Consider the following 20,937-nt stretch of genomic DNA (forward strand, 5'->3'; position numbering starts at 1 on the left):
GCCCGCCCCCTGATCAGGGAGCGGGCCCTCGGCCTTACGCGTGAGCGGAGAACGACTACTCGGCCCAGTGCGGGACAGCGGTCACGGTGACGACGGCCGCGCTGCACAGCCAGCCAGGACCCTGCGACACCAGCAGGACGTGGTCGCCGGGTGCGACCTGGCGGGTGCGCACCAGGTGCTCCAGGGTGATGAAGACGTCGGCGCCGCCCACATGCCCCACCGACTTACCGAACTCGCCCCAGCTGCACCGGTCCATCGTCAGGCCGAGCGGCAGCATGATCGAGTACTCGATCATCCGGCCGTCCATGTTGATCGGCACGACCTTGGCCAGGTCCGTGGCGTTCAGTCCCGCGTCCACAAGGGACCGCTGGATGACCTCCAGGTCGAAGAGGGTCAGCTTCTCCATCGTCTCCGACAGCGGCATCTCCCGTTCGGTGAACCGCTGCGCCCGGTCGGCCATGTCCGACATCGAGCCGGCGCCCTCACGGAGCAGGAGCGGACCGTCGCCGCGGTGCCACTTCTCCAGCTCGTGCAGTACACCGGAGTTCAGCGACCGCACCTCGGCGAAGCCGCCCTCGTCGCTGATGAGGGCGGCCGCCGCGCCGTCGCCGAGGATGTACGCCTGCCCGAAGCCCTTCCAGCGGTCCATGGTGGGGGAGGAGAAGTTCTCACCCGTCGTCAGAAGCACCGAACCGGCCGCGGCCGCTCCGGTGAGCTTGCCGATCGCCACGTCGAGAGCGCTGAGCATGCCGTCGCAGCCCTGCTGGAGATAGAGCGCGGGCAGCCGTCCCAGGCCGAGTTCGCGCAGTATGTACCCGGGCGGGTAGGCGCCCTCCGGGGCCTGGTAGTGGACCGCGGCGTGGATGTGCGCCCCCAGGTCCTCGGGGTCGGTCTTCGAGCGGTCCAGGGCGATCCGGGCCGCCTCGACGGCCATGTCCAGCGCCGGTACGTCGCCCGCTATGTGAGCCCCCGTCAGGCCGTTCGCGGCCTGGATCTCCGCGTCCAGTCTCCCTTCCGCGACCGCCTGCTCGGCGCTCGCCCACTCGGGCAGCACCACGCCGAGCGACTCGATGTGGACGTTCTCGACACGCATCAGTTCCTCCTCCTGACCGGAGCGTCGCCCCGGCCGTCGACGACTGCGGACACGGCACGGGCGGTACGGCACCTCGGTGCCGTACCGCCCGGCTGTGAACCCTCGGCCCGCCTCAGTCGGCGAGCAGTTCCTTCGTGAGATGGCGGGCGAGGCCCGCCGGTGTGGCGAAGTCGAAGACCACCGCGGCGGGCAGGGAGAGCCCCGTCGCCGTCTCCAGCGCGTTGCGCGCGGTGAGCGCGGTCAGCGAGTCGAAGCCGAGGTCGCGGGTCTCCTTCTCCTCGGGGACCTGTCCGGCCGACGCGAGTCCGAGCGCGGTCGCGAAGTGCGTACGCACCAGACGCAGCAGGGTGTCCTCCTGCTCGGCCCCGGTGAGCGCGGCAAGGCGGTGGCGCAGTCCGCCGGGGTCGGTGACCGTGTCGCGGGCGCGGCGCCGGACGACGCCGCCCGTCAGGTCGCGCAGGAGCGCGGCCGAACCGGTCAGGGGCCCGGCGGCCCGCGGTCCTGGCAGTTCCGGCCGGTCGGCGACGAGCGCGGGCCTGCCGGTCGCGACGGCCGACGCGAACAGGTCCGCCGCCTCGTCCCCGGCCGTGCCCGGACCGCGTACCGACACCGCCGCCACCCCGGCCGCGCGCAGGGCACGGGCCCATACGTCGTACACCGCGGCCACGGCCGCGTCCGCGAGCCCTGCCGTGGCGGGCGCGGGCGTCGCGAACACCACGGAGGTCACCCCGCGCGCGGGCGCGGACCGCACCAGTTCGAGGGCGGGGTCGATCAGGGGACGCAGCGCGGCGTCCACATCGGCCTGTGCCCCGGTCGTCGCCCCGTCGGTGTGTACGGCGGCGGTGAACAGCACCGTTCGCGGGGCGCTCTCGAGCAGCGCCCGGATCGCCCCGGCCGGGTCGACCGGCTCCCAGCGCACCGGCTCGGCCGCCTTCGCGGAGTCCGGCAGCCGGTCCGCCACGTTCTTCGCGAACGGCCCCGCCAGAAGGGCCGCACGCGCCTCGGGCCTTGCGAGGAGCGCCTCGGCGGCGGTCGGTGTCTCGTCCCCGGCGAACAGGGCGGTCGCGTCCCGCATGAACGAGGTGGTGGTGTTCTGGGTGAGCGGGGCGGTCGCGTCCCGGGTGTACGGGGTGGACGTGATCCCGGCGTACGGGGTGGCCGTGTCCGACGTGAGCGGGATGGTTGCGTCCCCGGCATGCGGGATGGTCATGTCCCGGGCGGGCGGGGCAGTCTCGCCCCGCTTGAGCAGGGATGCCCGGTCACTGGCCGCTGTGTCAGGGGAAGCCGCGGGGACCCGTACCGCACGTGGCGTGCGAGGCTGCCCCGACCGCAGTGCGACCCTGGGCTCGCCGCAGGCCACCGCGGACTCCACCCGTCGCCAGGACCGCTTGACGCCGTCCGTGTCCACGAGCACGAAACGTCCGGGCGCCCGGTCCTGGGCGGCGCCGACCAGGCCCCACGCGGCGGCGGCGCCGGCGTCCGCCGGGTCGTCGTCCGTCGTGGCGACCGCGCCCCGGGTGATCACGACGAGCCGGGTCTGCGCGAGCAGCGGGTGGGCGAAGCGCCGTACCCACTCAAGGGCTTCGGCGACCGCTGTGCGCACCGCGTCGGCCGGGTCCGAGTCCGGATGGTCGGCCGCGGTGGGGGAGACGACCACGACGTCCGGGACGGGTGCGTCCTCCTCCGTCGCCGCTGTCAGAAGCGTCGGCAGGTCGGGGTGGGCCTCGGCGTAGCGGCCCGCCGACATCAGGCCGGCCCGGGCGCCGTAGCGGTCCGCGCCGACGACGGCCCACCGGCCCGCGCGCGACGTGGTCCGCTCCAGGCCGACCTCCGCCCACGCCTCCTCGAACAGACCGTCCTGCTGGATCGCCGAGGCGGTCCGTACGTCCCGGGTGTCGAGCGGGGCGCACACCACCGAACGGGCTTCGAACGCCGGGTCACCGGCGCCGTCGGCGGCCTCGACGTCCCAGGTGCCGTCCGCCGCGGGCCGCAGCCGCACCCGCAGCACCGACGCGCCCACGGCGTACAGCGACACCTCGCGCCAGCCCACCGCGACCACGTCGTCGGCGCCGGAGCCGGAGTGCCGCACCGCGCTCGCGAGGGCCGCGTCGAGCAGCGCCGGATGCAGTGCGGGGTTCTCCTGTGCGGCCGCCCAGTCGGGCAGCGACACCTCGACGAAGATCTCGTCGTCGCGGCGCCACACCCCGCGCGGCATCCGTGCGGTGTCCGGGGCCTCGCCGTCGGCGGCCTCGGCGACGCGGTCCGCACCGTGCGGCGGCCACACCGCCAGGCTGGTCTCCGGCTCCGGCGCGGAGCCGGCCGTGACCGTCGCCGATGCGTGCCGGGTCCATGGGCGCCCGGCCGCACCGCGTGCGTCCCGGCGGCCGTGCACCGTCACCCGCCGGACACCCTCGGCGTCCGGCGCGCCGACGGACACGCGCAGTTGTACGCCCTCGTCGCGCGGCAGCACCAGCGGGCCGTCCGCCGACAGTTCGAGGACCCGGGCGCAGCCGGCCCGGCCCGCCGCGTGCAGCACCAGGTCGAGCAACACGGCCCCGGCGACGACCGTCGCGCCGTCCACGCGTCGCAGCAGGGTCGGGTCGGCGTCGGCCGCCGTGATCCGCCCGGTGCACACCAGCTCGTCCCGCTCCGGCAGTTCGACCGCGGCGGACAGCAGGGGATGGCCCGCGTCGTCCACGCCCAGACCGACGGCGCCGGTGTACCGGGCCGCCGCCCCGACGGGCTGCCGGGACCTGCGCCACAGCAGCCGTGCGGGCAGCCCTGCCAGCTGCTTGCGGGCGACCTTCCCGGCCGGGTTGCGCGGCACCTCGGCGATCTCGTGGATCTCCTCCGGGAGCTTGAACGCCGACAGCCGCTGACGGCAGGCCGCGAGGACCGCCTCCACGTTCACTCCGCCCTCGGCGGGCACCACGTAGGCGACCGGGACCTCGCCGAGCGACTCGTGGGGGGCGCCCGCGACAGCCGCGTCCGCGACCCCGGGCGCCTGGGCGAGCACCTGCTCCACCTCGCGGGGGTGGATGTTCTCCCCGCCCCGGATGATCAGCTCCTTGAGCCGGCCCGTGATGGTCACATAGCCGTCGGTGTCCTGCCGGGCCAGGTCGCCGGTGCGGTACCAGCCGTCCGACAGCACGGCGGCGGTCTCCCCGGGCTGGTGGTGGTAGCCCAGCATCAGCGCGGGGCTGGAGACCCAGATCTCGCCCTCGGCGCCCTGTTCCACCTCGTTCCCGGTGCGCGGATCCGTGAGGCGCAGCGTCAGACCCGGCAGCGGCACCCCGCACGAGCCGGGGACGCGGGGGCCCTCGGGCAGGTTCGTGGTGATCGCACCGCCGGTCTCCGTCGACCCGTAGCTGTCGAGGAGCGCGATGCCGAACGCGGACCGGAACGACTCGTGCAGGGACTGCGGGCAGGAGGATCCGGCCACCATGCACACCCGCAGCGGCGGGACTTCAGTCTCTCCGGACCGGGCGAGCTCCGCCATCTGGTGGTACATCGTCGGCACACCCACCAGGAAGGTGGCGTCCTCCGCGACCGCCCGGCGCAGCACCTCGTCGGCCGAGAGCCCGTCGGTGATGCAGGCGGTGGCGCCGACCGCGACCACGCCGAGCACGCACACGTTGTGCGCCACGGCGTGGAACAGCGGCATCGGCCACACCACCCGGTCCTGCGGCGAGAGGCCGAGCAGCGGGGCGTTGCAGGAGGCCGTCGCCCACAGCGACGTACGCTGCGTGGACACGACGCCCTTGGGCAGCCCGGTCGTCCCGGACGTGTAGAGCATCCAGGCGGGCTCGTCGAGGCCCAGGTCGTCGCGGGGCGGGTCGCGAAGGGACCACGTCAGCGCGAGCTCCTCCCAGCGCGGCAGCCGCTCGTCGGCGGCCTCCGTGAAGGCCGCCTCCGCGAAGCCCGGCTCGGAGTCCTGGCCGACCAGGACCACCGTGACGCCCGGCCGCTCGGCGAGCACCCGGCGCACCTGCGGCAGTTGGGCGGCGCCGGTGATGACGAGCCGCGCCGCGCAGTCGTCCAGCAGGTGTGCAAGTTCCGAGTCGGTCGACTTCGGGTTGAGCGGTACGCCCACGGCGCCGGCGCGGGTGATGGCGAGGTAACTCTCCACCGTCTCCACCCGGTTCGGCAGGTAGATGACCGCGGAGGCGCCCCGTTCGAGGCCGAGCCCCACCAGGTGACTGGCGACGCGCGCGGTACGCCGGTCGAGCTCGGCCCAGGTGACCGACCGCCGGGCGTCCTTGAACGCCGTGCGGTCGGGCTGCCGGGCGGCGTGCCCGGCGAGCAGTTCGTGCACCGGGCGGATCAGGTCCGCCCGGAACGTGGAGTCCGCGGTCACCGGTGCCCCCTCACGAGTTGGCCGAACGGTAGCGGCGCACCGCGAGGGTGCGGCCCACCACGGCGATGAGGACCGACCATCCGAGCGACACCAGGATGGGGTGCTGTGCGGGCCAGGCGCCGGTCGCGGTCAGTCCCGGGTTGCCGAACAGCTGGCGGGCCGCCTGCACGGTGGCGCTCAGCGGGTTCCACTCCGCGGCCCAGCGCAGCACGGTCGGCAGCGTCGAGGGCGCCACGAACGCGTTCGACAGGAACGTCAGCGGGAACAGCCACAGGAAGTTGCTGGTGGCGGCCGCTTCCGGGGCGCGTACCGACAGGCCGATCACGACGCCCACCCACGACAGCGCGTATCCGAGGAGCAGCAGCAGCGCGAACGCCGCGACGGCGCGCAGTACGCCGTGGTGGATGCGCCAGCCGACGAGCAGCGCGCACAGGATCATCACCACGACCACGATGGCGTTCTGTACGAGGTCGGCGACGGTGCGGCCGGTGAGCAGCGCGCCGCGCGCCATGGGCAGCGACCGGAACCGGTCCACCATGCCGCTCTGCACGTCGTTGGCCATGCTGACGCTGCTGTTGCTGGCGGTGGCGAAGGCGATGGTCTGGGCGAAGAAGCCCGGCATCATGTACTCGCGGTAGGCCGTGGCGCCCTCCGCGCCGGGCAGGCTGAAGGACCCGGCGAAGATGTACGCGAAGAGCAGCACGAACACCACGGGCTGCACCAGGCTGAGGACGAGGACCTCGGGGATCCGCACCATCCGGATCACGTTGCGCCGGGTGACGACGAGGACGTCGCGCACGGACTTGGCGGCCGTGCCGGGCTTGAGTTCGGGTAGGGGTGGTGCCACTGCCGACACGTTCATCACTCCTTCTCGCTCGGCGCGCCGGCGCCGACCGCCGTGCGTGCGGTGTCCCGCGGGGTGTCGGGCTGTGTGCCGGGCGGCGTGTCCTCGGTGAGGGCGAGGAAGACCTCGTCGAGGGTGGGGCGGCGCAGCCCGATGTCGGTGATCTCGATGCCGCCGGCGTCGAGTGCGGCGATGACCTCGGTGAGGAGTCGCACACCGCCGTCCACGGGCACGGAGACCGTGCCGCGCGGCCGGTCCACATCGGGGGCGCGGTTGCCGAACCGGGCAAGCAGGCCCGCGGCGGCGTCGAGTTGCTCCGGCCAGTCCACGACGACCTCGATGTGCTGGCCGCCCGCCTGGGCCTTCAGGTCGCGGGGGGTGCCGCGCGCGATGATCCGCCCGTGGTCGACCACGGCGATGTCCCGGGCCAGCCGGTCGGCCTCCTCCAGGTACTGGGTGGTCAGCAGCAGCGTGGTGCCCTGGGCCACCAGGTTCTCGATGGCGTCCCACAGCATCAGCCGGCTGGTGGGGTCGAGCCCGACCGACGGCTCGTCGAGGAACATCACCGAGGGCCGGACGACAAGGGCGCCGGCCAGGTCGAGGCGGCGCTTCATGCCGCCGGAGTAGGTGCTCGACACCCGGTCGCCGGCCGCGGTCAGGTCGAACTGGTCGAGGAGCTCGTCGGCCCGCCGGCGGGCGGCCCGCGAGCGCAGGCCGTACAGTTCGCCGATCATGCGAAGGTTCTCACGGCCCGTCAGCCGGTCGTCGACGGCCGCGAACTGGCCCGAGAGCCCGATCGAGAGCCGGACCCGGTCCGCATCGCGGACCACGTCGTGACCGGCCACGACGGCGGTGCCCGCGTCGGGGCGCAGCAGGGTGGTGAGCAGCCGTACGGTCGTGGTCTTGCCCGCTCCGTTGGGGCCGAGCAGACCGAGCACGCCGCCTTCCGGCACGTCCAGGTCTACTCCGTCCACGGCCCGGACCTCGCCGAAGGTCTTCACCAGACCCGTGGCGTGAATGGCGCCCGCCATGGGCTTCTCCGTCCTCGTCGTGTGCAGGGGTGGGGGATGGCACTGCGTGGGGAATGAGCGCGGGGGCGCGGGTGGTCCGGGGCCCGAAAGGTGCGAGCCCCGGACACGCGCCCGGGGCTCAGGTGGCGGCGATCAGCTTCAGCTCGGGGTGGGCGGTGCCGCCCGCGATCGCGGTGGAGGACACGTGGGAGACGATCCGTTCGTCGACGGGGTCGTTCGCCGGGTCGTCGTGGACGGCGAGGTGCTCGTACGTGGTGTTGCGCTGCGCCGGGACGCGGCCCGCGCCCCGGATGAGGGTGAGCAGTTCGACCAGGTTGGAGCGGTGCTTGGCACCGGCCGAGGAGACGACGTTCTCCTCCAGCATGATCGAGCCGAGGTCGTCGGCGCCGTAGTGCAGGGAGAGCTGGCCGATCTCCTTGCCGGTGGTCAGCCAGGAGCCCTGGATGTGCTGGACGTTGTCGAGGAAGATCCGGGCGATCGCGATCATGCGCAGGTACTCGAAGAGCGTGGCCTGCGTACGGCCCTTCAGGTGGTTGTTCTCGGGCTGGTACGTGTACGGGATGAACGCGCGGAAGCCGCCCGTGCGGTCCTGCACGTCGCGGATCATGCGGATGTGCTCGATGCGCTCGGCGTTGGTCTCGCCGGTGCCCATCAGCATGGTGGAGGTGGACTCGACGCCCAGGCCGTGCGCGGTCTCCATGATCTCCAGCCAGCGCTCCCCGCTCTCCTTCAGCGGGGCGATGGCCTTGCGCGGCCGGGCCGGCAGCAGCTCGGCACCGGCGCCCGCGAAGGAGTCGAGACCGGCCGCGTGGATGCGGGTGATCGCCTCCTCGACGGAGACCTTCGAGATCCGGGCCATGTGCTCGACCTCGGACGCGCCCAGCGAGTGGATGACCAGCTGCGGGAAGGCCTCCTTGATCGCGGAGAAGTGCTTCTCGTAGTACTCCACGCCGTAGTCGGGGTGGTGGCCGCCCTGGAACATGATCTGGGTGCCGCCCAGCTCGACGGTCTCCGCGCAGCGGCGCAGGATGTCGTCCAGATCCCGCGTCCAGCCCTTCTCGGTGTCCTTCGGGGGTGCGTAGAAGGCGCAGAACTTGCACGCCGTGACGCACACGTTCGTGTAGTTGATGTTCCGCTCGATGATGTACGTGGCGATGTGCTCGGTGTCCGCGTACTTACGGCGGCGTACGGCGTCCGCGGCGGCGCCCAGCGCGTGCAGCGGGGCGTCGCGGTAGAGGTCGAGGGCCTCTTCCGGCGTGATCCGCCCACCGGCCGCGGCACGGTCGAGCACGGGTTGGAGCGGATGGTGTGCGGGTCGGGACATGGTGTCCGGGCCTTTCCGGTGACATGAAAACGGTGCAGAACGGTGCGGGACGGTGCGGGACGGTTCAGAGGGCGGCGGGATCGAACAGACGGACGGCGACGTCGGGCGGGAACCCCTCCTCGCCACCGCCCACCCGGCGGGCGAACTCGGTGATGCCGTCGAGCTGTGCGGCGCCGAGGGTGAAGTCGAGGGCCGTGGTGTAGTAGCGCTCCAGCGTCGAGGCGTCGAACTCCTCCCACTGCGAGGCCTGTTCGCAGACCTTGGTCACCTCGGCGAGCGAGAGGTCGCGTGAGGCGAGCAGGTCGGAGTGGACCTGGCGCACCGTCTCCGGCTCCCGCGCCAGGAACTCGCGGCGCGCGGCGAAGACGGCGAACACGAACGGCAGCCCCGTCCAGTCCTTCCACATGCGGCCGAGGTCGTGCACCTGCAGCCCCATCCGGGGCGCCTCGTACAGCGACGCGCGCAGCGCAGCGTCACCGATGACCACCGCCGCCTTGGCCTCGGACATCATGGTGCGCAGATCCGGCGGGCACACGTAGTACTCGGGCTGTACGCCGACCCGCTCGGCAAGCAGCAGCTGTGCCAGGCGTACGGACGTACGGCTGGTCGAGCCGAGGGCGACGCGCTCCCCGTCCAGTTCATCGAGGGGTACCTGGCTGACGATCAGGCAGGACATGACGTCGCCGTCGCTGCCGACCGCGATGTCCGGCAGCGCGACCAGGTCGTCGGCGTGGCGCAGGAACTCGAGCAGGCTGATCGGGCCCATGTCGAGGTCGCCCGCCGCGAGGGCGTCGTTGAGACCGTCCGGCGTGTCGGGGCGGAGGTCCATGTCCAGGAGGGTGCCGGTGCGGGCCAGCCCCCAGAACAGGGGCAGGCAGTTGAGGAACTGGATGTGGCCCACCCGGGGACGGCGTCGGCGCACCTGCGTCGACTGCGTGGCCTCGGGGACGAGTTGCTCGGTCATCGTGCACAACTCCCGGAACGGGTCGAGGGGGAAGCGGGGAGGGGGATGGTGGGGGTCAGCCCTGGCGGGCGGGCGCGGCGAAGTGCTCGTCGAGCACGGCGAGGACCTCGGCGGGCCGCTCCGAGAGGAAGAAGTGGCCGCCGGTGAAGACCCGCACGTCCGATCCCGCCGTGGTGTGCTCGCTCCAGGCGTGCGCCTCCGGAAGCGATGTCCGGGGGTCGGCGTCGCCGGTCAGGACGGTCACGGGGCAGCTCACGGCCGCCCCGGGGTCGCAGCGGTAGGTCTCCACCGCCCGGTAGTCGCTGCGGATCGCCGGCAGCACCATGCGCAGGAGCTCCTCGTCCTGGAGGACCTGGGCGTCCGTGCCGGCGAGCGCCCGCAGTTCGGCGATCACACCGTCGTCGTCGAGGGTGTGGACGTGCTCGCTGCGCGTACGGGACGGGGCCCGTCGGCCCGAGGCGAACAGCCGGACCGGGCCGGACCCGGTGCGCTCCATGCGCCGCGCCACCTCGAACGCGACCAGCGCGCCCATGCTGTGCCCGAAGAAGGTCAGCGGACGGTCGTCGTCCCACGCCGTGAGGGCCCCGGCGACCTGGTCGGCGAGTTCGGCCACCGAGGCGGGGCCCGGTTCGAGCCGCCGGTCCTGACGCCCGGGGTACTGGATCGCGGCGACGTCGACGCGGGGGCTGAGCGCGCCGGCGACCGGCACGTAGAAGCTGGCCGAACCACCGGCGTGCGGGAAGCACACGAGGCGTTCGGCGGCGCCGGGGGAGGGCCGGAACCTGCGGATCCACAGGTTGTCGGTGGTGGAACTCATGGGACGTACGTGTCCTTCCGGTAGGTCGTCGGTGCACCGGGGCGCCCGGGCCCGGCAGCCCGCTCACCGGGCGGCGCGGCGAGGCCGCCCGGTGAGCGCGGGGGAGGGGCGGGATCAGGCGTCCTCGGCCTCGGGGCCGTACACCTCGACCTGGTCGGCGACCCGGCGCACGTGGATGCACTCGCCGGGGCACTCCTTGGCCGAGTCCACCACGTCGGTCAGCAGCTCCAGGCGCAGCGGCGTCGTCGCGCCCGGCGTCTGGAGCAGTTCGTCCTGGTCGCTCTTGACGTAGGCGAGCCCGTCGATGTCCAGCTCGAACACCTCGGGCGCGTACTGGGCACAGATACCGTCACCGGTGCACAGGTCCTGGTCGATCCAGACTTCCAGGTCCTCGTCGTTCGTTGTCTGCGGGGACATACACACCTGCCTGGCAGTGTCGTCTCGGAGTCGTCTGTGGGTGGGCCGGCCGGGTCACACGCGCATCGGCTGCGGCGCCTCGCGGCGGGCCGGGTCGGGGCCGTCGTACTCGCGGATGATCTCGTAGCGGGTGTTCCGCTCGACCGGGCGGAAGCCGGCGTCGCGGATCAGGTCGAGGAGGTCCTCGCGCGTCAGCTTGTTCGGGGTGCCGTAGTTGTCGGCGTCGTGCGTGATCTTGTACTCGACGACCGAGCCGTCCATGTCGTCCGCGCCGTGCTGAAGGGCGAGCTGCGCGGTCTGGACGCCGTGCATGACCCAGAAGACCTTGACGTGCGGGACGTTGTCGAACAGCAGCCGCGAGACCGCGAAGGTCTTGAGCGCCTCGGCACCGGTCGCCATGGTGGTCCGCGCCTGCAGCCGGTTGCGGATCTTGCCGTCCTTCATGTCCACGAAGTCGTGCTGGTAGCGCAGCGGGATGAAGACCTGGAAACCGTTCGTCTCGTCCTGCAGCTCGCGCAGGCGAAGCACGTGGTCGACGCGGTGGCGCCGCTCCTCGATGTGCCCGTAGAGCATGGTGCACGGGGTCTTCAGACCCTTCTCGTGCGCGAGGCGGTGGATCCGGGACCAGTCCTCCCAGTGGGTGCGGTGGTCCACGATGTGCTGGCGGACCTCCCAGTCGAAGATCTCCGCACCGCCACCGGTCAGCGACTCCAGACCGGCGTCGATCAGCTCGTCGAGGATCTCGGACGCGCTCATCCCGCTGATCGTCTCGAAGTGGTGGATCTCGGTGGCCGTGAACGCCTTGAGGCCGACGTGCGGCAGCGCCTTCTTCAGCTCCCGCAGCGAGCGCGGGTAGTAGCGCCACGGCAGGTTCGGGTGCAGACCGTTGACGATGTGGAGCTCCGAGAGGTGCTCGTTCTCCATCGCCTTCGCCAGGCGGACGGCCTCCTCGATGCGCATCGTGTACGCGTCCTGCTCGCCCGGCTTGCGCTGGAAGGAGCAGTAGGCGCAGGACGCCGTGCACACATTGGTCATGTTGAGGTGCCGGTTGACGTTGAAGTGCACCACGTCACCGTTCTTGCGCGTGCGCACCTCGTGTGCCAGACCGCCCAGCCACGCCAGGTCGTCCGACTCGTACAGGGCGATGCCGTCCTCACGGGACAGCCGCTCACCGGAGAAGACCTTCTCCTCCAGTTCGCGCTTGAGCCCAGCGTCCATGGCCGGGAACCTCCTCGTTCAGTGCCTGACGGCACGCGTAGTGGGTCTGCGCACGGCGCGCGGGGTGCCACGTCGGCGAGCCCGGGACGTCCCGGCGCCGACGGACCACGGCCCCGGCCGTCGTGCCCGAAGGGGAGTGGGCACGACGGCCGGGACCGCACCACACGGACACTCCGTCGCACCTGGGGACCGTCACGGGCCCGCGGGGCCGGCCAACCATCCGGCATCGCGGACCCCAGGCCCGTCGGCGGGCACCGACGCCGCGTCGGGTGGGGCTCCCCCATCCTCGCGGAGGGCAGTCTGGGGAAAACCCCACATCCGCAACGGCTTTGCTGAGGGCACCACCGCCACATCCCAGGAGAGGAACGCCATGCCGGCACCGCTGACCCTCGCGCACTCGTCCTGCCCCAACGACACCTTCGTCTTCCACGCCTGGACCGAAGGGCTGCTCCCCGACGCCCCCGGGGTCACGCTCACCCTCGCCGACATCGACGTCACCAACGGCCAGGCCCGGCGCGGCGAACTCGACGTCCTGAAGGTCTCCTACGGCGTACTGCCGCACATCCTCGACGAGTACGCGCTGCTGCCCTGCGGCGGCGCACTCGGACACGGCTGCGGCCCGCTCGTCCTGGTCGCCGAGCCGGGCGAACCCGCGGCCCTCGCCGGGGCCCGCGTCGCCGTCCCCAGCACCACCTCCACGGCCTACCTGCTGTTCCGGCTGTGGGCGGCCGACGCCGTGCCCGGCGGCGTCGGCGAGATCGTCGTCCTGCCGTTCCACGAGATCATGCCCGCCGTCCGCGACGGCCTCGTGGACGCCGGACTCGTCATCCACGAGGCCCGCTTCACCTACGGCCGCTACGGCCTGCACCGCACCGCCGACATGGGCGAGGAGTGGGAGAAGCGCACCGGCCTTCCCATCCCGCTCGGCGCCATCGTCGCCCGCCGCTCCCTCGGCACCCCCGTCCTGCGCTCCCTCGCCGACGCCACCCGCGCCTCCGTACGAGCCGCCCGCCGCGACCCCGACGCCTCCAGGGCCCATGTCCTGCGGCATGCGCAGGAGATGGAGCCCGACGTCGTCGACCAGCACATCGACCTGTACGTCAACGAGTTCACCGCCGACCTCGGCGAGAACGGTCTGCACGCCGTACGCACCCTGCTCGACCGCTCGGCCGGACTCGGGCTGCTGCCCCCCGTCCCTGACGGATCCTTCGACGCGACGCTCGCCCTGTGACCCGCGGCCCGGATCACCGGCGGACTCCGACGAGCGGTAACGCTAGAAGTTCTCTTAGAGCACCCCGCTGACACCCCGTGCACCGGCACGACTCTTCCCATAATCGGCCCCAGGGACAGGCCCGGCACCGGGAGCGCCACGGCCGGCCCCCACGAGGGCATCGGGTGGCACGCCCGCCCCTCACCGGCCCCGGCGCCCACAAGGCGCCGGGGCCCGCCCGATACCCCCGTGCCCACCGGCGGAGCCAGCGTGCCCGCCGCCGAAGGGAGACCGCCCTGTGAGCGAGGACAAGCTGCGCGACTTCTTGACCCGCGTCTCCAACGACCTGCAGCGCACCCGCGCCCGGCTGCGCCAGGTCGAGGGCAGGGCCACGGAACCGATCGCCGTCGTCTCCATGAGCTGCCGCTACCCCGGCGGGGTCCGCACCCCCGAGGACCTGTGGCGCCTCGTCGACACCGGCACCGACGGCATCTCCCCGTTCCCCGACGACCGTGGCTGGGACCTCGACACCCTCTACGACCCCGACCCCGCGAGCCCCGGCACCTGCTACACGCGCGAAGGCGGCTTCCTCCACGACGCCGCCGACTTCGACCCCGCCTTCTTCGGCATGTCACCGCGCGAGGCCCTCGCCACCGACCCGCAGCAGCGCCTCCTGCTCGAACTCGCCTGGGAATCCCTCGAACGCGCCGGACTGCGCCCCTCGGACCTGCGTGGCAGCGCCACCAGCGTGTTCGCCGGGGTCATGTACAACGACTACGCCACCCGTTTCCCCGAGCCGCCCCCCGGCGTCGAGGGCTACCTCGGCAACGGCAGCGCGGCGAGCATCGCCTCCGGCCGCGTCTCCTACACCTTCGGCTTCGAGGGCCCCGCCCTCACCGTCGACACCGCGTGCTCCTCCTCCCTCGTCGCCCTGCACCTCGCCGTCCAGTCCCTGCGCCAGGACGAGTGCGACCTCGCCCTCGCCGGCGGCGTCGCGTTCATGTCGACACCGGTCACCTTCCTGGAGTTCAGCCGCCAGCGCGGCCTCGCACCCGACGGCCGCTGCAAGTCCTTCGCGGACGCCACCGACGGCACCGGCTGGGGCGAGGGCGCCGGCGTCCTGCTGCTCGAACGCCTCTGCGACGCCCGCCGCAACGGACACCCCGTACTCGCCGTGATCCGCGGCTCGGCCGTCAACCAGGACGGCGCCAGCAGCGGCCTCACCGCCCCCAACGGCCCCTCCCAGCAGCGCGTCATCCGCCAGGCGCTCGCCTCCGCCGGGCTCACACCCCAGGACGTCGACGCCGTCGAGGCGCACGGCACCGGCACCAGCCTCGGCGACCCCATCGAGGCCCAGGCCCTGCTCGCCACCTACGGCCAGGACCGCGCGGACGACCACCCGCTCTGGCTGGGTTCCCTCAAGTCGAACATCGGCCACACCCAGGCGGCCGCCGGCGTCGGCGGCGTCATCAAGATGGTCATGGCCCTGCGCCACGCGAGCCTGCCCCGCACCCTGCACGTCGACGCCCCCACCACGAAGGTCGACTGGACCGAGGGCAACGTACGCCTCCTCACCGAACCCGTCGCCTGGCCGCGCACCGACCGGCCCCGGCGCGCCGGAGTCTCCGCGTTCGGCGTCTCCGGCACCAACGCGCACATCATCCTGGAAGAGACGCCCGCGCCCGCCCCGGAAGCCACGGAGACGCGGGAGGACGACACGCCCGCGCCCTCCACACACCCGCTCCCGCTCCCGCTCCCGCCGGTGATCCTCTGGACCCTCTCCGCACGCACCACCGACGCCCTGAAGGACCAGGCCACCGCCCTCCTCACTCACCTCGAAGCCCACCCCGACACCGACTGCCGGGCCGTCGGCCACACCCTCGCCGAGGGACGCTCCCTGTTCGAGCAGCGCGCCGTCGTCCTCGGAAGCGACCGAGACGGCCTCACCGCCGCTCTCGCCTCCCTCGCCGCGAACGGCACCTCACCCGACCTCGTCACCGGCACCGCCCGGCGCGGGGGCAGGACGGCGTTCCTGTTCTCGGGGCAAGGTGCGCAGCGGCTCGGTATGGGGCGTGAACTGTACGCGGCTTTCCCGGTGTTCGCGGAGGCCTTCGACGCGGTGTGCGCGCAGGTGGGGGAGGAGCTGCGGGACGTGGTGTTCGGTGACGACGCCGAGCGTCTGAACCGTACGGAGTGGACGCAGCCCGCGCTGTTCGCCGTCGAGGTCGCGCTCTATCGCCTGGTGGAGTCGTTCGGGGTTCGCCCGGACATCGTGATGGGTCACTCGATCGGTGAGATCGCTGCCGCGCATGTGGCGGGGGTGATGTCGCTGGAGGACGCGTGCGCCCTGGTGGAGGCGCGCGGCCGGCTGATGCAGGAGCTGCCCGCCGGTGGCGTGATGGTGGCTGTGGAGGCGGCGGAGGCCGAAGTACTGCCCTTGCTGGTCGACGGGGTGTCCATCGCCGCCGTCAATGGTCCGCGGGCCGTGGTGATCGCCGGTCACGAGACGGCTGTCCTGGCGGTCGCCGGGGAGCTGGAGCAGCAGGGTCGGCGTACGTCTCGTCTGCGTGTCTCGCACGCCTTCCACTCGCCGTTGATGGAGCCGATGCTCGACGCCTTCCGCGAGGTGGCCGAGCAGATCACCTACGCGACCCCGTCGATCCCCGTCGTCTCGAACGTGACCGGACGCCTCGCCGCCTTCGAAAAGGGCGAGTTGGCTTCAGCCGCGTACTGGGTGCGGCATGTGCGTGAGGCGGTGCGTTTCGCCGACGGTGTGAGCGCCCTGGCCGCGCAGGGGGTGACCCGATTCCTGGAGATCGGCCCCGACGGCACCCTCACCGCCCTCGCGCGGACCGTCCTCGGCGACGAGGCCGAGGACGCGGTTCTCGTTCCCGTCCTGCGCAAGGACCGGGACGAGCCCCGGACAGCGGTCGCCGCGCTCGCGACGCTGCACGCCTCCGGCCGGACGGTCGACTGGGGAGCTCTGCTGCCTGACACCTCCGAGCCGGTTCTGCTCCCGACCTACCCCTTCCAGCGTCGGCGCTACTGGCTGGACCCGGTCGCCGGCCGCGTCGGACACCGGGGCGAGCACCCGCTCCTCTCCGCCGGGATCGGCCTCGCCGACTCCGCCGGGGTGGTCGCGACCGGACGTCTCTCGGCACGCGCCCAACCCTGGCTGAACGACCTCGCCACCGGCGGCGGCTCCCTCGTCGCCGCCTCCGTCCTGACCGACCTGGCGCTGCACACGGGACGCAGCCTCGGCGCCCACCGACTCACCGAACTGCACGTCGACGAGCCGCTGCCGCTGACCGGCACCGGCGAGACCGAGATACAGACCGTCACCGAGGCGGTGGCGGGCGGACAGCGCTGGACCTTCGCCCTCTACGCACGGCCGTACGAGCCTGACGCCGACCTCGCCGACGACTCTCGGCCCTGGACCCGGCACGCGCACGGCACCCTCACCACACTCGCCGACACCTCCGATACGGCAGACCCCGGGTTCACCGGGGTCTGGCCCCCGCCCGGCGCGACGCCCGTAGACCTGGACGAGCTGTACGGCGCGCTGGACCTCCCGGCGGACGAGGCACCGCAGATCCTGACCGCCGCCTGGCGTCTGGGCGACGAGGTGTTCGCCGAAGCCGCCCTCCCGGAGACGAAGGCGGCCGGGGCGGCCGGGTTCGCCGTGCACCCCGCGCTCCTTGACGGCGCCCTGGTGGCGATCGGCGCGCTCGGCCGTCCCGTTCCGCACCTCATCTCCTGGTCCGACCTCACCGTCCACGCGGGTGGCGCCGCGGACGTACGCCTGCACATCGCTGCCCGCTCGGAGACGGAGGCCGCGCTCAGGGTCCTGGACGTCACCGGGGCACCGGTCCTCACCGCCCGCGGCGTGACGGCCCTGCCCTTCGACCCCGGTCGGCTGCCCGCCACCACGCGCAAGCGCGGAAGCGACCTGTACGCCGTCACATGGAGTCCGGTCGGCACCGCCGCCACGACGCGACAGGAGCAGACGGCCGCGCACCACACTCCGGACGAACTCCTCGCCGCTCTGGCGGACGAGACGGACACCCCCTTCCCCGACCTGGTCGTCGCCCACTGGCAGGCCCCCGACACCGGGGCGGACTCCGACTCCGACCCGGACGTGGCGGCCACGGTGCACATCGCCACCTCCCGTGCCCTCACCCTGCTGCACAAGTGGCTCGCCGACCCGCGAACGGCAGGCGCACGCCTGCTGGTGCTCACGCGTGGCGCGGTCGCCGCCCTCGACGGCGAGACCGTGACGGACCTGACCACCGCCGCGGTCCGAGGCCTGGTGAAATCCGCCGCCTCGGAGAACCCCGGACGCATCCTGCTCCTCGACGCCGACACCACCCCCACCGACGAGCAGCTCAAGGACGCCGTACGACACGACCACCACGAACTCGTGTCCAGGAACGGCCAGTTGCTCGCCCCGAACCTCTCGCTCGCCCCGGACACCGCCGAGCACCTGAGCGGCGCCGCGTTCCCGACGGACCGCACCGTCCTCATCACCGGAGGCACCGGCAGCGTCGGATCGGCCGTCGCCCGCCACCTCGTCACCCGGCACGGAGTCCGCCACCTGCTCCTCGTCACCCGGCGCGGCACGCAGGCCCCCGGCGCCACCGGGCTCGCGGCCGAACTCACCGCCCTGGGAGCCCGCACCACCGTCGTCGCCTGCGACGCCACGGACCGCGACGCCCTCGCCGGGGCGATCCACGACCTGCCGCCCGCGCACCCGCTCGGAGCCGTGGTGCACGCGGCGGGAACACTCGACGACGGCATCATCACCTCGCTGACCCACGACCGGCTCGCCACCGTGCTGCGCCCCAAGGTCGACGCGGCGGTCAACCTCCACGAACTGACCCGCGACCTCGACCTCTCGGCGTTCGTCCTCTTCTCCTCGGCCGCCGCCGCGTTCTCCGGACCCGGGCAGGGCAACTACGTCGCCGCGAACACCTTCCTCGACGCCTACGCCACCCGGCTGCGCGCGGAGGGCCGCCCGGCGGTGTCCATCGCCTGGGGCCTGTGGGAGGCGGACAGCACGATGACGCGGGGCCGCACCGACGCCGCGCACCACCGCGCCACCCGCAATGGCATCGGCGCCCTGCCCACCGAGGACGCCCTCGACCTCTTCGACCGCGCCCTGGCACACACCCGGCTTGTGCCGCTCCCGCTCCGCCTCGACCGTGCGGCGCTGCGCCGGGCCGCCGACCGGCTGCCCCCGCTGCTGCGCGCCCTGGCCGGCCGCCCCGTCCTGCGTACGGCCGCCGCGTCCTCGACGCGGACGGACTCGCCCCTCGGCCTCCTCGGCCTGCCGGAGGCGCGTCGCAGGGACGCTGTCGGCGACCTCGTGCGCACAGCGCTGGCCACCGTGCTCGGACACGCCCCGGGCACGGGGATCAGCCCCGACACACCCTTCAGGCAACTGGGTCTCGACTCACTGACCGCTCTCGAACTGCGCAACGCCCTCTCCCGAGCGGCCGGCACACCCTTGCCGGCGACCCTCGTCTTCGACCACCCCACCCCCGAAGCCGTCACGGAGTTCCTCCTCGCGGAACTGGCCCCGGCCGAGCCCGCCGACGCTTCCGGCCCCGCCACGGCCCGTACCGCCCGGGCCGTCCCGCTCACCGACGAGCCCATAGCCGTCATCGGCATGGGCTGCCGCTTCCCCGGCGGCGCCGAGACCCCCGAACAGTTCTGGGAACTTCTCCTGGAGGGCGAGGACGCCATCGGCGACTTCCCCGCCGACCGCGGCTGGGAGAACCTCGACGCCTTGAGCGATCTGGACGCCGACGACTCCGGCGCGTCGGCCTACACCCGGCTCGGTGGATTCCTCTCGGACGTGGGCGACTTCGACGCGGAGTTCTTCGGGGTGTCGCCGCGTGAGGCGCTGGCGATGGACCCGCAGCAGCGGTTGTTGCTGGAGGCGTCGTGGGAGGCGGTGGAGCGGGCCGGGATCGACCCGCGGGCGCTGCGCGGCAGCCTCACCGGTGTGTTCGCCGGAACGAACGGCCAGGACTACCCCACCTTGCTGACTCTGTCGGAGGGTGACTTCGGCGGGTACGTGGGCACGGGGAACGCGGCGAGTGTGGCCTCGGGCCGTATCTCGTACGTGCTGGGTCTTGAGGGCCCGGCGGTGACCGTGGACACGGCCTGCTCGTCCTCCCTCGTCGCCCTGCACCTTGCCGCGCAGTCGTTGCGCGCCGACGAGTGCTCCATGGCCCTCGTCGCAGGCGCCACCGTGATGTCCACTCCCGCTGCCTTCGTGGAGTTCAGCCGTCAGGGTGGGCTGGCTGGTGATGGCCGGTGCAAGGCGTTCGGGGAGGGTGCGGACGGTACGGGCTGGGGTGAGGGTGTCGGTGTGCTGTTGGTGGAGCGGTTGTCGGATGCGCGGCGCAACGGGCATCGTGTTCTGGCGGTGGTGCGGGGTTCGGCGGTCAATCAGGATGGTGCGTCGAATGGTCTGACGGCGCCGAATGGTCCGTCGCAGCAGCGGGTGATTCGTGCCGCGTTGTCGTCGGCGGGGTTGTCGGCGGCGGATGTGGATGTGGTGGAGGCGCACGGTACGGGTACGAAGCTGGGTGACCCGATCGAGGCGCAGGCGTTGTTGGCCACCTATGGTCGGGAGCGGGCCGGGGGCGGTCCGTTGTGGCTGGGGTCGGTGAAGTCGAATGTGGGTCATACGCAGGCGGCGGCGGGTGTGGCCGGTGTGATCAAGATGGTGGAGGCGCTCCAGCACGGGGTACTTCCTGCGACGCTGTACGCGGAGGAGCCGTCTTCGCATGTGGACTGGTCGTCCGGGGCGGTGCGTCTGCTCACCGAGTCGCGGGTGTGGCCGTCGTCGGCGGATCGTCCGCGTCGGGCGGGTGTGTCGTCCTTCGGTCTCAGCGGCACCAACGCCCACGTCATCCTGGAAGAGGCGCCGCGGGAGAGTGCGGAGCGGGTGGAGCCCGTCGCCATGCCGGTGGTGCCGTGGGTGCTGTCCGGGCGTAGCTCCGACGCCCTGCGCTCCCAGGCCGCCCGCCTGCACGCCTATGCGCAAGCCAACACGGACATCGCCCCGGAAGCCGTCGCCGCCGCTCTGGTCACGAGCCGGACGCCCTTCGAGAGCCGTGCCGTCGTCCGGGGCCGTGACCGCGCGGAACTCCTGGAAGGACTCGAACGCCTCGCCCAGAACGATCAGGCGGCCAACGTGACCCGCGGATCGGTGACGGGACACGGCAAGACGGCGTTCCTGTTCTCGGGACAGGGTGCGCAGCGGCTCGGTATGGGGCGTGAACTGTACGCGGCCTTCCCGGTGTTCGCGGAGGCCTTCGACGCCGTCTGCGCGCAGGTGGGTGACGAACTGCGTGATGTCGTGTTCGGTGACGATGCCGTGCGTCTGAACCGTACGGAGTGGACGCAGCCCGCGCTGTTCGCCGTCGAGGTCGCACTGTTCCGCCTCGTGGAGTCGTGGGGTGTCCGTCCTGATGTGGTGGCCGGCCATTCGATCGGTGAGGTCGCTGCCGCGCATGTGGCGGGGGTGATGTCGCTGGAGGACGCGTGCGCCCTTGTCGTCGCGCGTGGCCGGCTGATGCAGGAGCTGCCCGCCGGTGGCGTGATGGTGGCTGTGGAGGCGGCGGAGGCCGAGGTGCTTCCCCTGCTCCG

Annotated in this window: 10 protein-coding genes and 1 pseudogene; 2 read left to right on the forward strand and 9 right to left on the reverse strand. The window is 72.7% G+C overall.

What is annotated here, in order from left to right; genetic code table 11:
- Positions 1-55: 55 nt before the first annotated feature.
- The 9 genes from ACH4RC_RS29100 to mqnE form a co-directional block, all read right to left on the reverse strand.
- Complete coding sequence (locus ACH4RC_RS29100; RefSeq protein ID WP_398206168.1) at positions 56-1,093, reverse strand: ketoacyl-ACP synthase III family protein; 1,038 nt, start codon at positions 1,091-1,093, stop codon at positions 56-58.
- A gap of 112 nt (positions 1,094-1,205) precedes the next feature.
- Positions 1,206-5,450 carry an AMP-binding protein gene (locus tag ACH4RC_RS29105; RefSeq protein ID WP_398206170.1) on the reverse strand — a complete coding sequence of 1,415 codons (4,245 nt, stop codon included), beginning with the start codon at positions 5,448-5,450 and terminating at the stop codon, positions 1,206-1,208.
- Positions 5,451-5,460: 10 nt separating this feature from the next.
- The gene (locus tag ACH4RC_RS29110; protein ID WP_398206172.1) at positions 5,461-6,312 is read right to left on the reverse strand and encodes an ABC transporter permease; all 852 of its coding nucleotides are present in this window, start codon (positions 6,310-6,312) and stop codon (positions 5,461-5,463) included.
- The gene (locus ACH4RC_RS29115; protein WP_398206174.1) at positions 6,312-7,325 is read right to left on the reverse strand and encodes an ATP-binding cassette domain-containing protein; all 1,014 of its coding nucleotides are present in this window, start codon (positions 7,323-7,325) and stop codon (positions 6,312-6,314) included. The genes ACH4RC_RS29110 and ACH4RC_RS29115 overlap by 1 nt, the downstream gene beginning before the upstream one ends.
- 118 nt (positions 7,326-7,443) lie before the next feature.
- Positions 7,444-8,649, reverse strand: a complete 1,206-nt coding sequence (gene mqnC, locus ACH4RC_RS29120) for a cyclic dehypoxanthinyl futalosine synthase (protein WP_398206176.1) — start codon at positions 8,647-8,649, stop codon at positions 7,444-7,446.
- 64 nt (positions 8,650-8,713) lie between these two features.
- A complete protein-coding gene (locus ACH4RC_RS29125; protein ID WP_398206177.1) occupies positions 8,714-9,613 on the reverse strand; it encodes a menaquinone biosynthetic enzyme MqnA/MqnD family protein in 900 nt (299 codons plus the stop codon).
- 55 nt (positions 9,614-9,668) lie between these two features.
- Positions 9,669-10,430: a thioesterase II family protein gene (locus tag ACH4RC_RS29130; RefSeq protein WP_398206179.1), complete on the reverse strand. Its 762-nt coding sequence runs from the start codon at positions 10,428-10,430 to the stop codon at positions 9,669-9,671.
- A 114-nt stretch (positions 10,431-10,544) separates the two neighbouring features.
- Positions 10,545-10,847 carry a ferredoxin gene (locus ACH4RC_RS29135; RefSeq protein ID WP_398206180.1) on the reverse strand — a complete coding sequence of 101 codons (303 nt, stop codon included), beginning with the start codon at positions 10,845-10,847 and terminating at the stop codon, positions 10,545-10,547.
- A gap of 54 nt (positions 10,848-10,901) precedes the next feature.
- Complete coding sequence (mqnE, locus tag ACH4RC_RS29140; protein ID WP_398206182.1) at positions 10,902-12,065, reverse strand: aminofutalosine synthase MqnE; 1,164 nt, start codon at positions 12,063-12,065, stop codon at positions 10,902-10,904.
- A 370-nt stretch (positions 12,066-12,435) separates the two neighbouring features.
- Between mqnE and ACH4RC_RS29145 the strand changes: the two genes are divergently transcribed.
- Both ACH4RC_RS29145 and ACH4RC_RS29150 read left to right on the forward strand, forming a co-directional pair.
- The gene (locus ACH4RC_RS29145) at positions 12,436-13,296 is read left to right on the forward strand and encodes a 1,4-dihydroxy-6-naphthoate synthase (RefSeq protein ID WP_398206184.1); all 861 of its coding nucleotides are present in this window, start codon (positions 12,436-12,438) and stop codon (positions 13,294-13,296) included.
- A gap of 289 nt (positions 13,297-13,585) precedes the next feature.
- Positions 13,586-20,937 (forward strand): annotated as a pseudogene (locus ACH4RC_RS29150) (type I polyketide synthase); the annotation flags it as partial.

The organism is Streptomyces sp. NPDC016845, assembly GCF_044332585.1.
Taxonomy (GTDB): domain Bacteria; phylum Actinomycetota; class Actinomycetes; order Streptomycetales; family Streptomycetaceae; genus Streptomyces.

Coding starts and splice junctions, on each gene's coding strand:
- ACH4RC_RS29100 (WP_398206168.1), bottom strand. CDS start 1,093: ATGCGTGTCGAGAACGTCCACATCGAGTCGCTCGGCGTGGTGCTGCCC.
- ACH4RC_RS29110 (WP_398206172.1), bottom strand. CDS start 6,312: ATGAACGTGTCGGCAGTGGCACCACCCCTACCCGAACTCAAGCCCGGC.
- ACH4RC_RS29115 (WP_398206174.1), bottom strand. CDS start 7,325: ATGGCGGGCGCCATTCACGCCACGGGTCTGGTGAAGACCTTCGGCGAG.
- mqnC (WP_398206176.1), bottom strand. CDS start 8,649: ATGTCCCGACCCGCACACCATCCGCTCCAACCCGTGCTCGACCGTGCC.
- ACH4RC_RS29125 (WP_398206177.1), bottom strand. CDS start 9,613: ATGACCGAGCAACTCGTCCCCGAGGCCACGCAGTCGACGCAGGTGCGC.
- ACH4RC_RS29130 (WP_398206179.1), bottom strand. CDS start 10,430: ATGAGTTCCACCACCGACAACCTGTGGATCCGCAGGTTCCGGCCCTCC.
- ACH4RC_RS29135 (WP_398206180.1), bottom strand. CDS start 10,847: ATGTCCCCGCAGACAACGAACGACGAGGACCTGGAAGTCTGGATCGAC.
- mqnE (WP_398206182.1), bottom strand. CDS start 12,065: ATGGACGCTGGGCTCAAGCGCGAACTGGAGGAGAAGGTCTTCTCCGGT.
- ACH4RC_RS29145 (WP_398206184.1), top strand. CDS start 12,436: ATGCCGGCACCGCTGACCCTCGCGCACTCGTCCTGCCCCAACGACACC.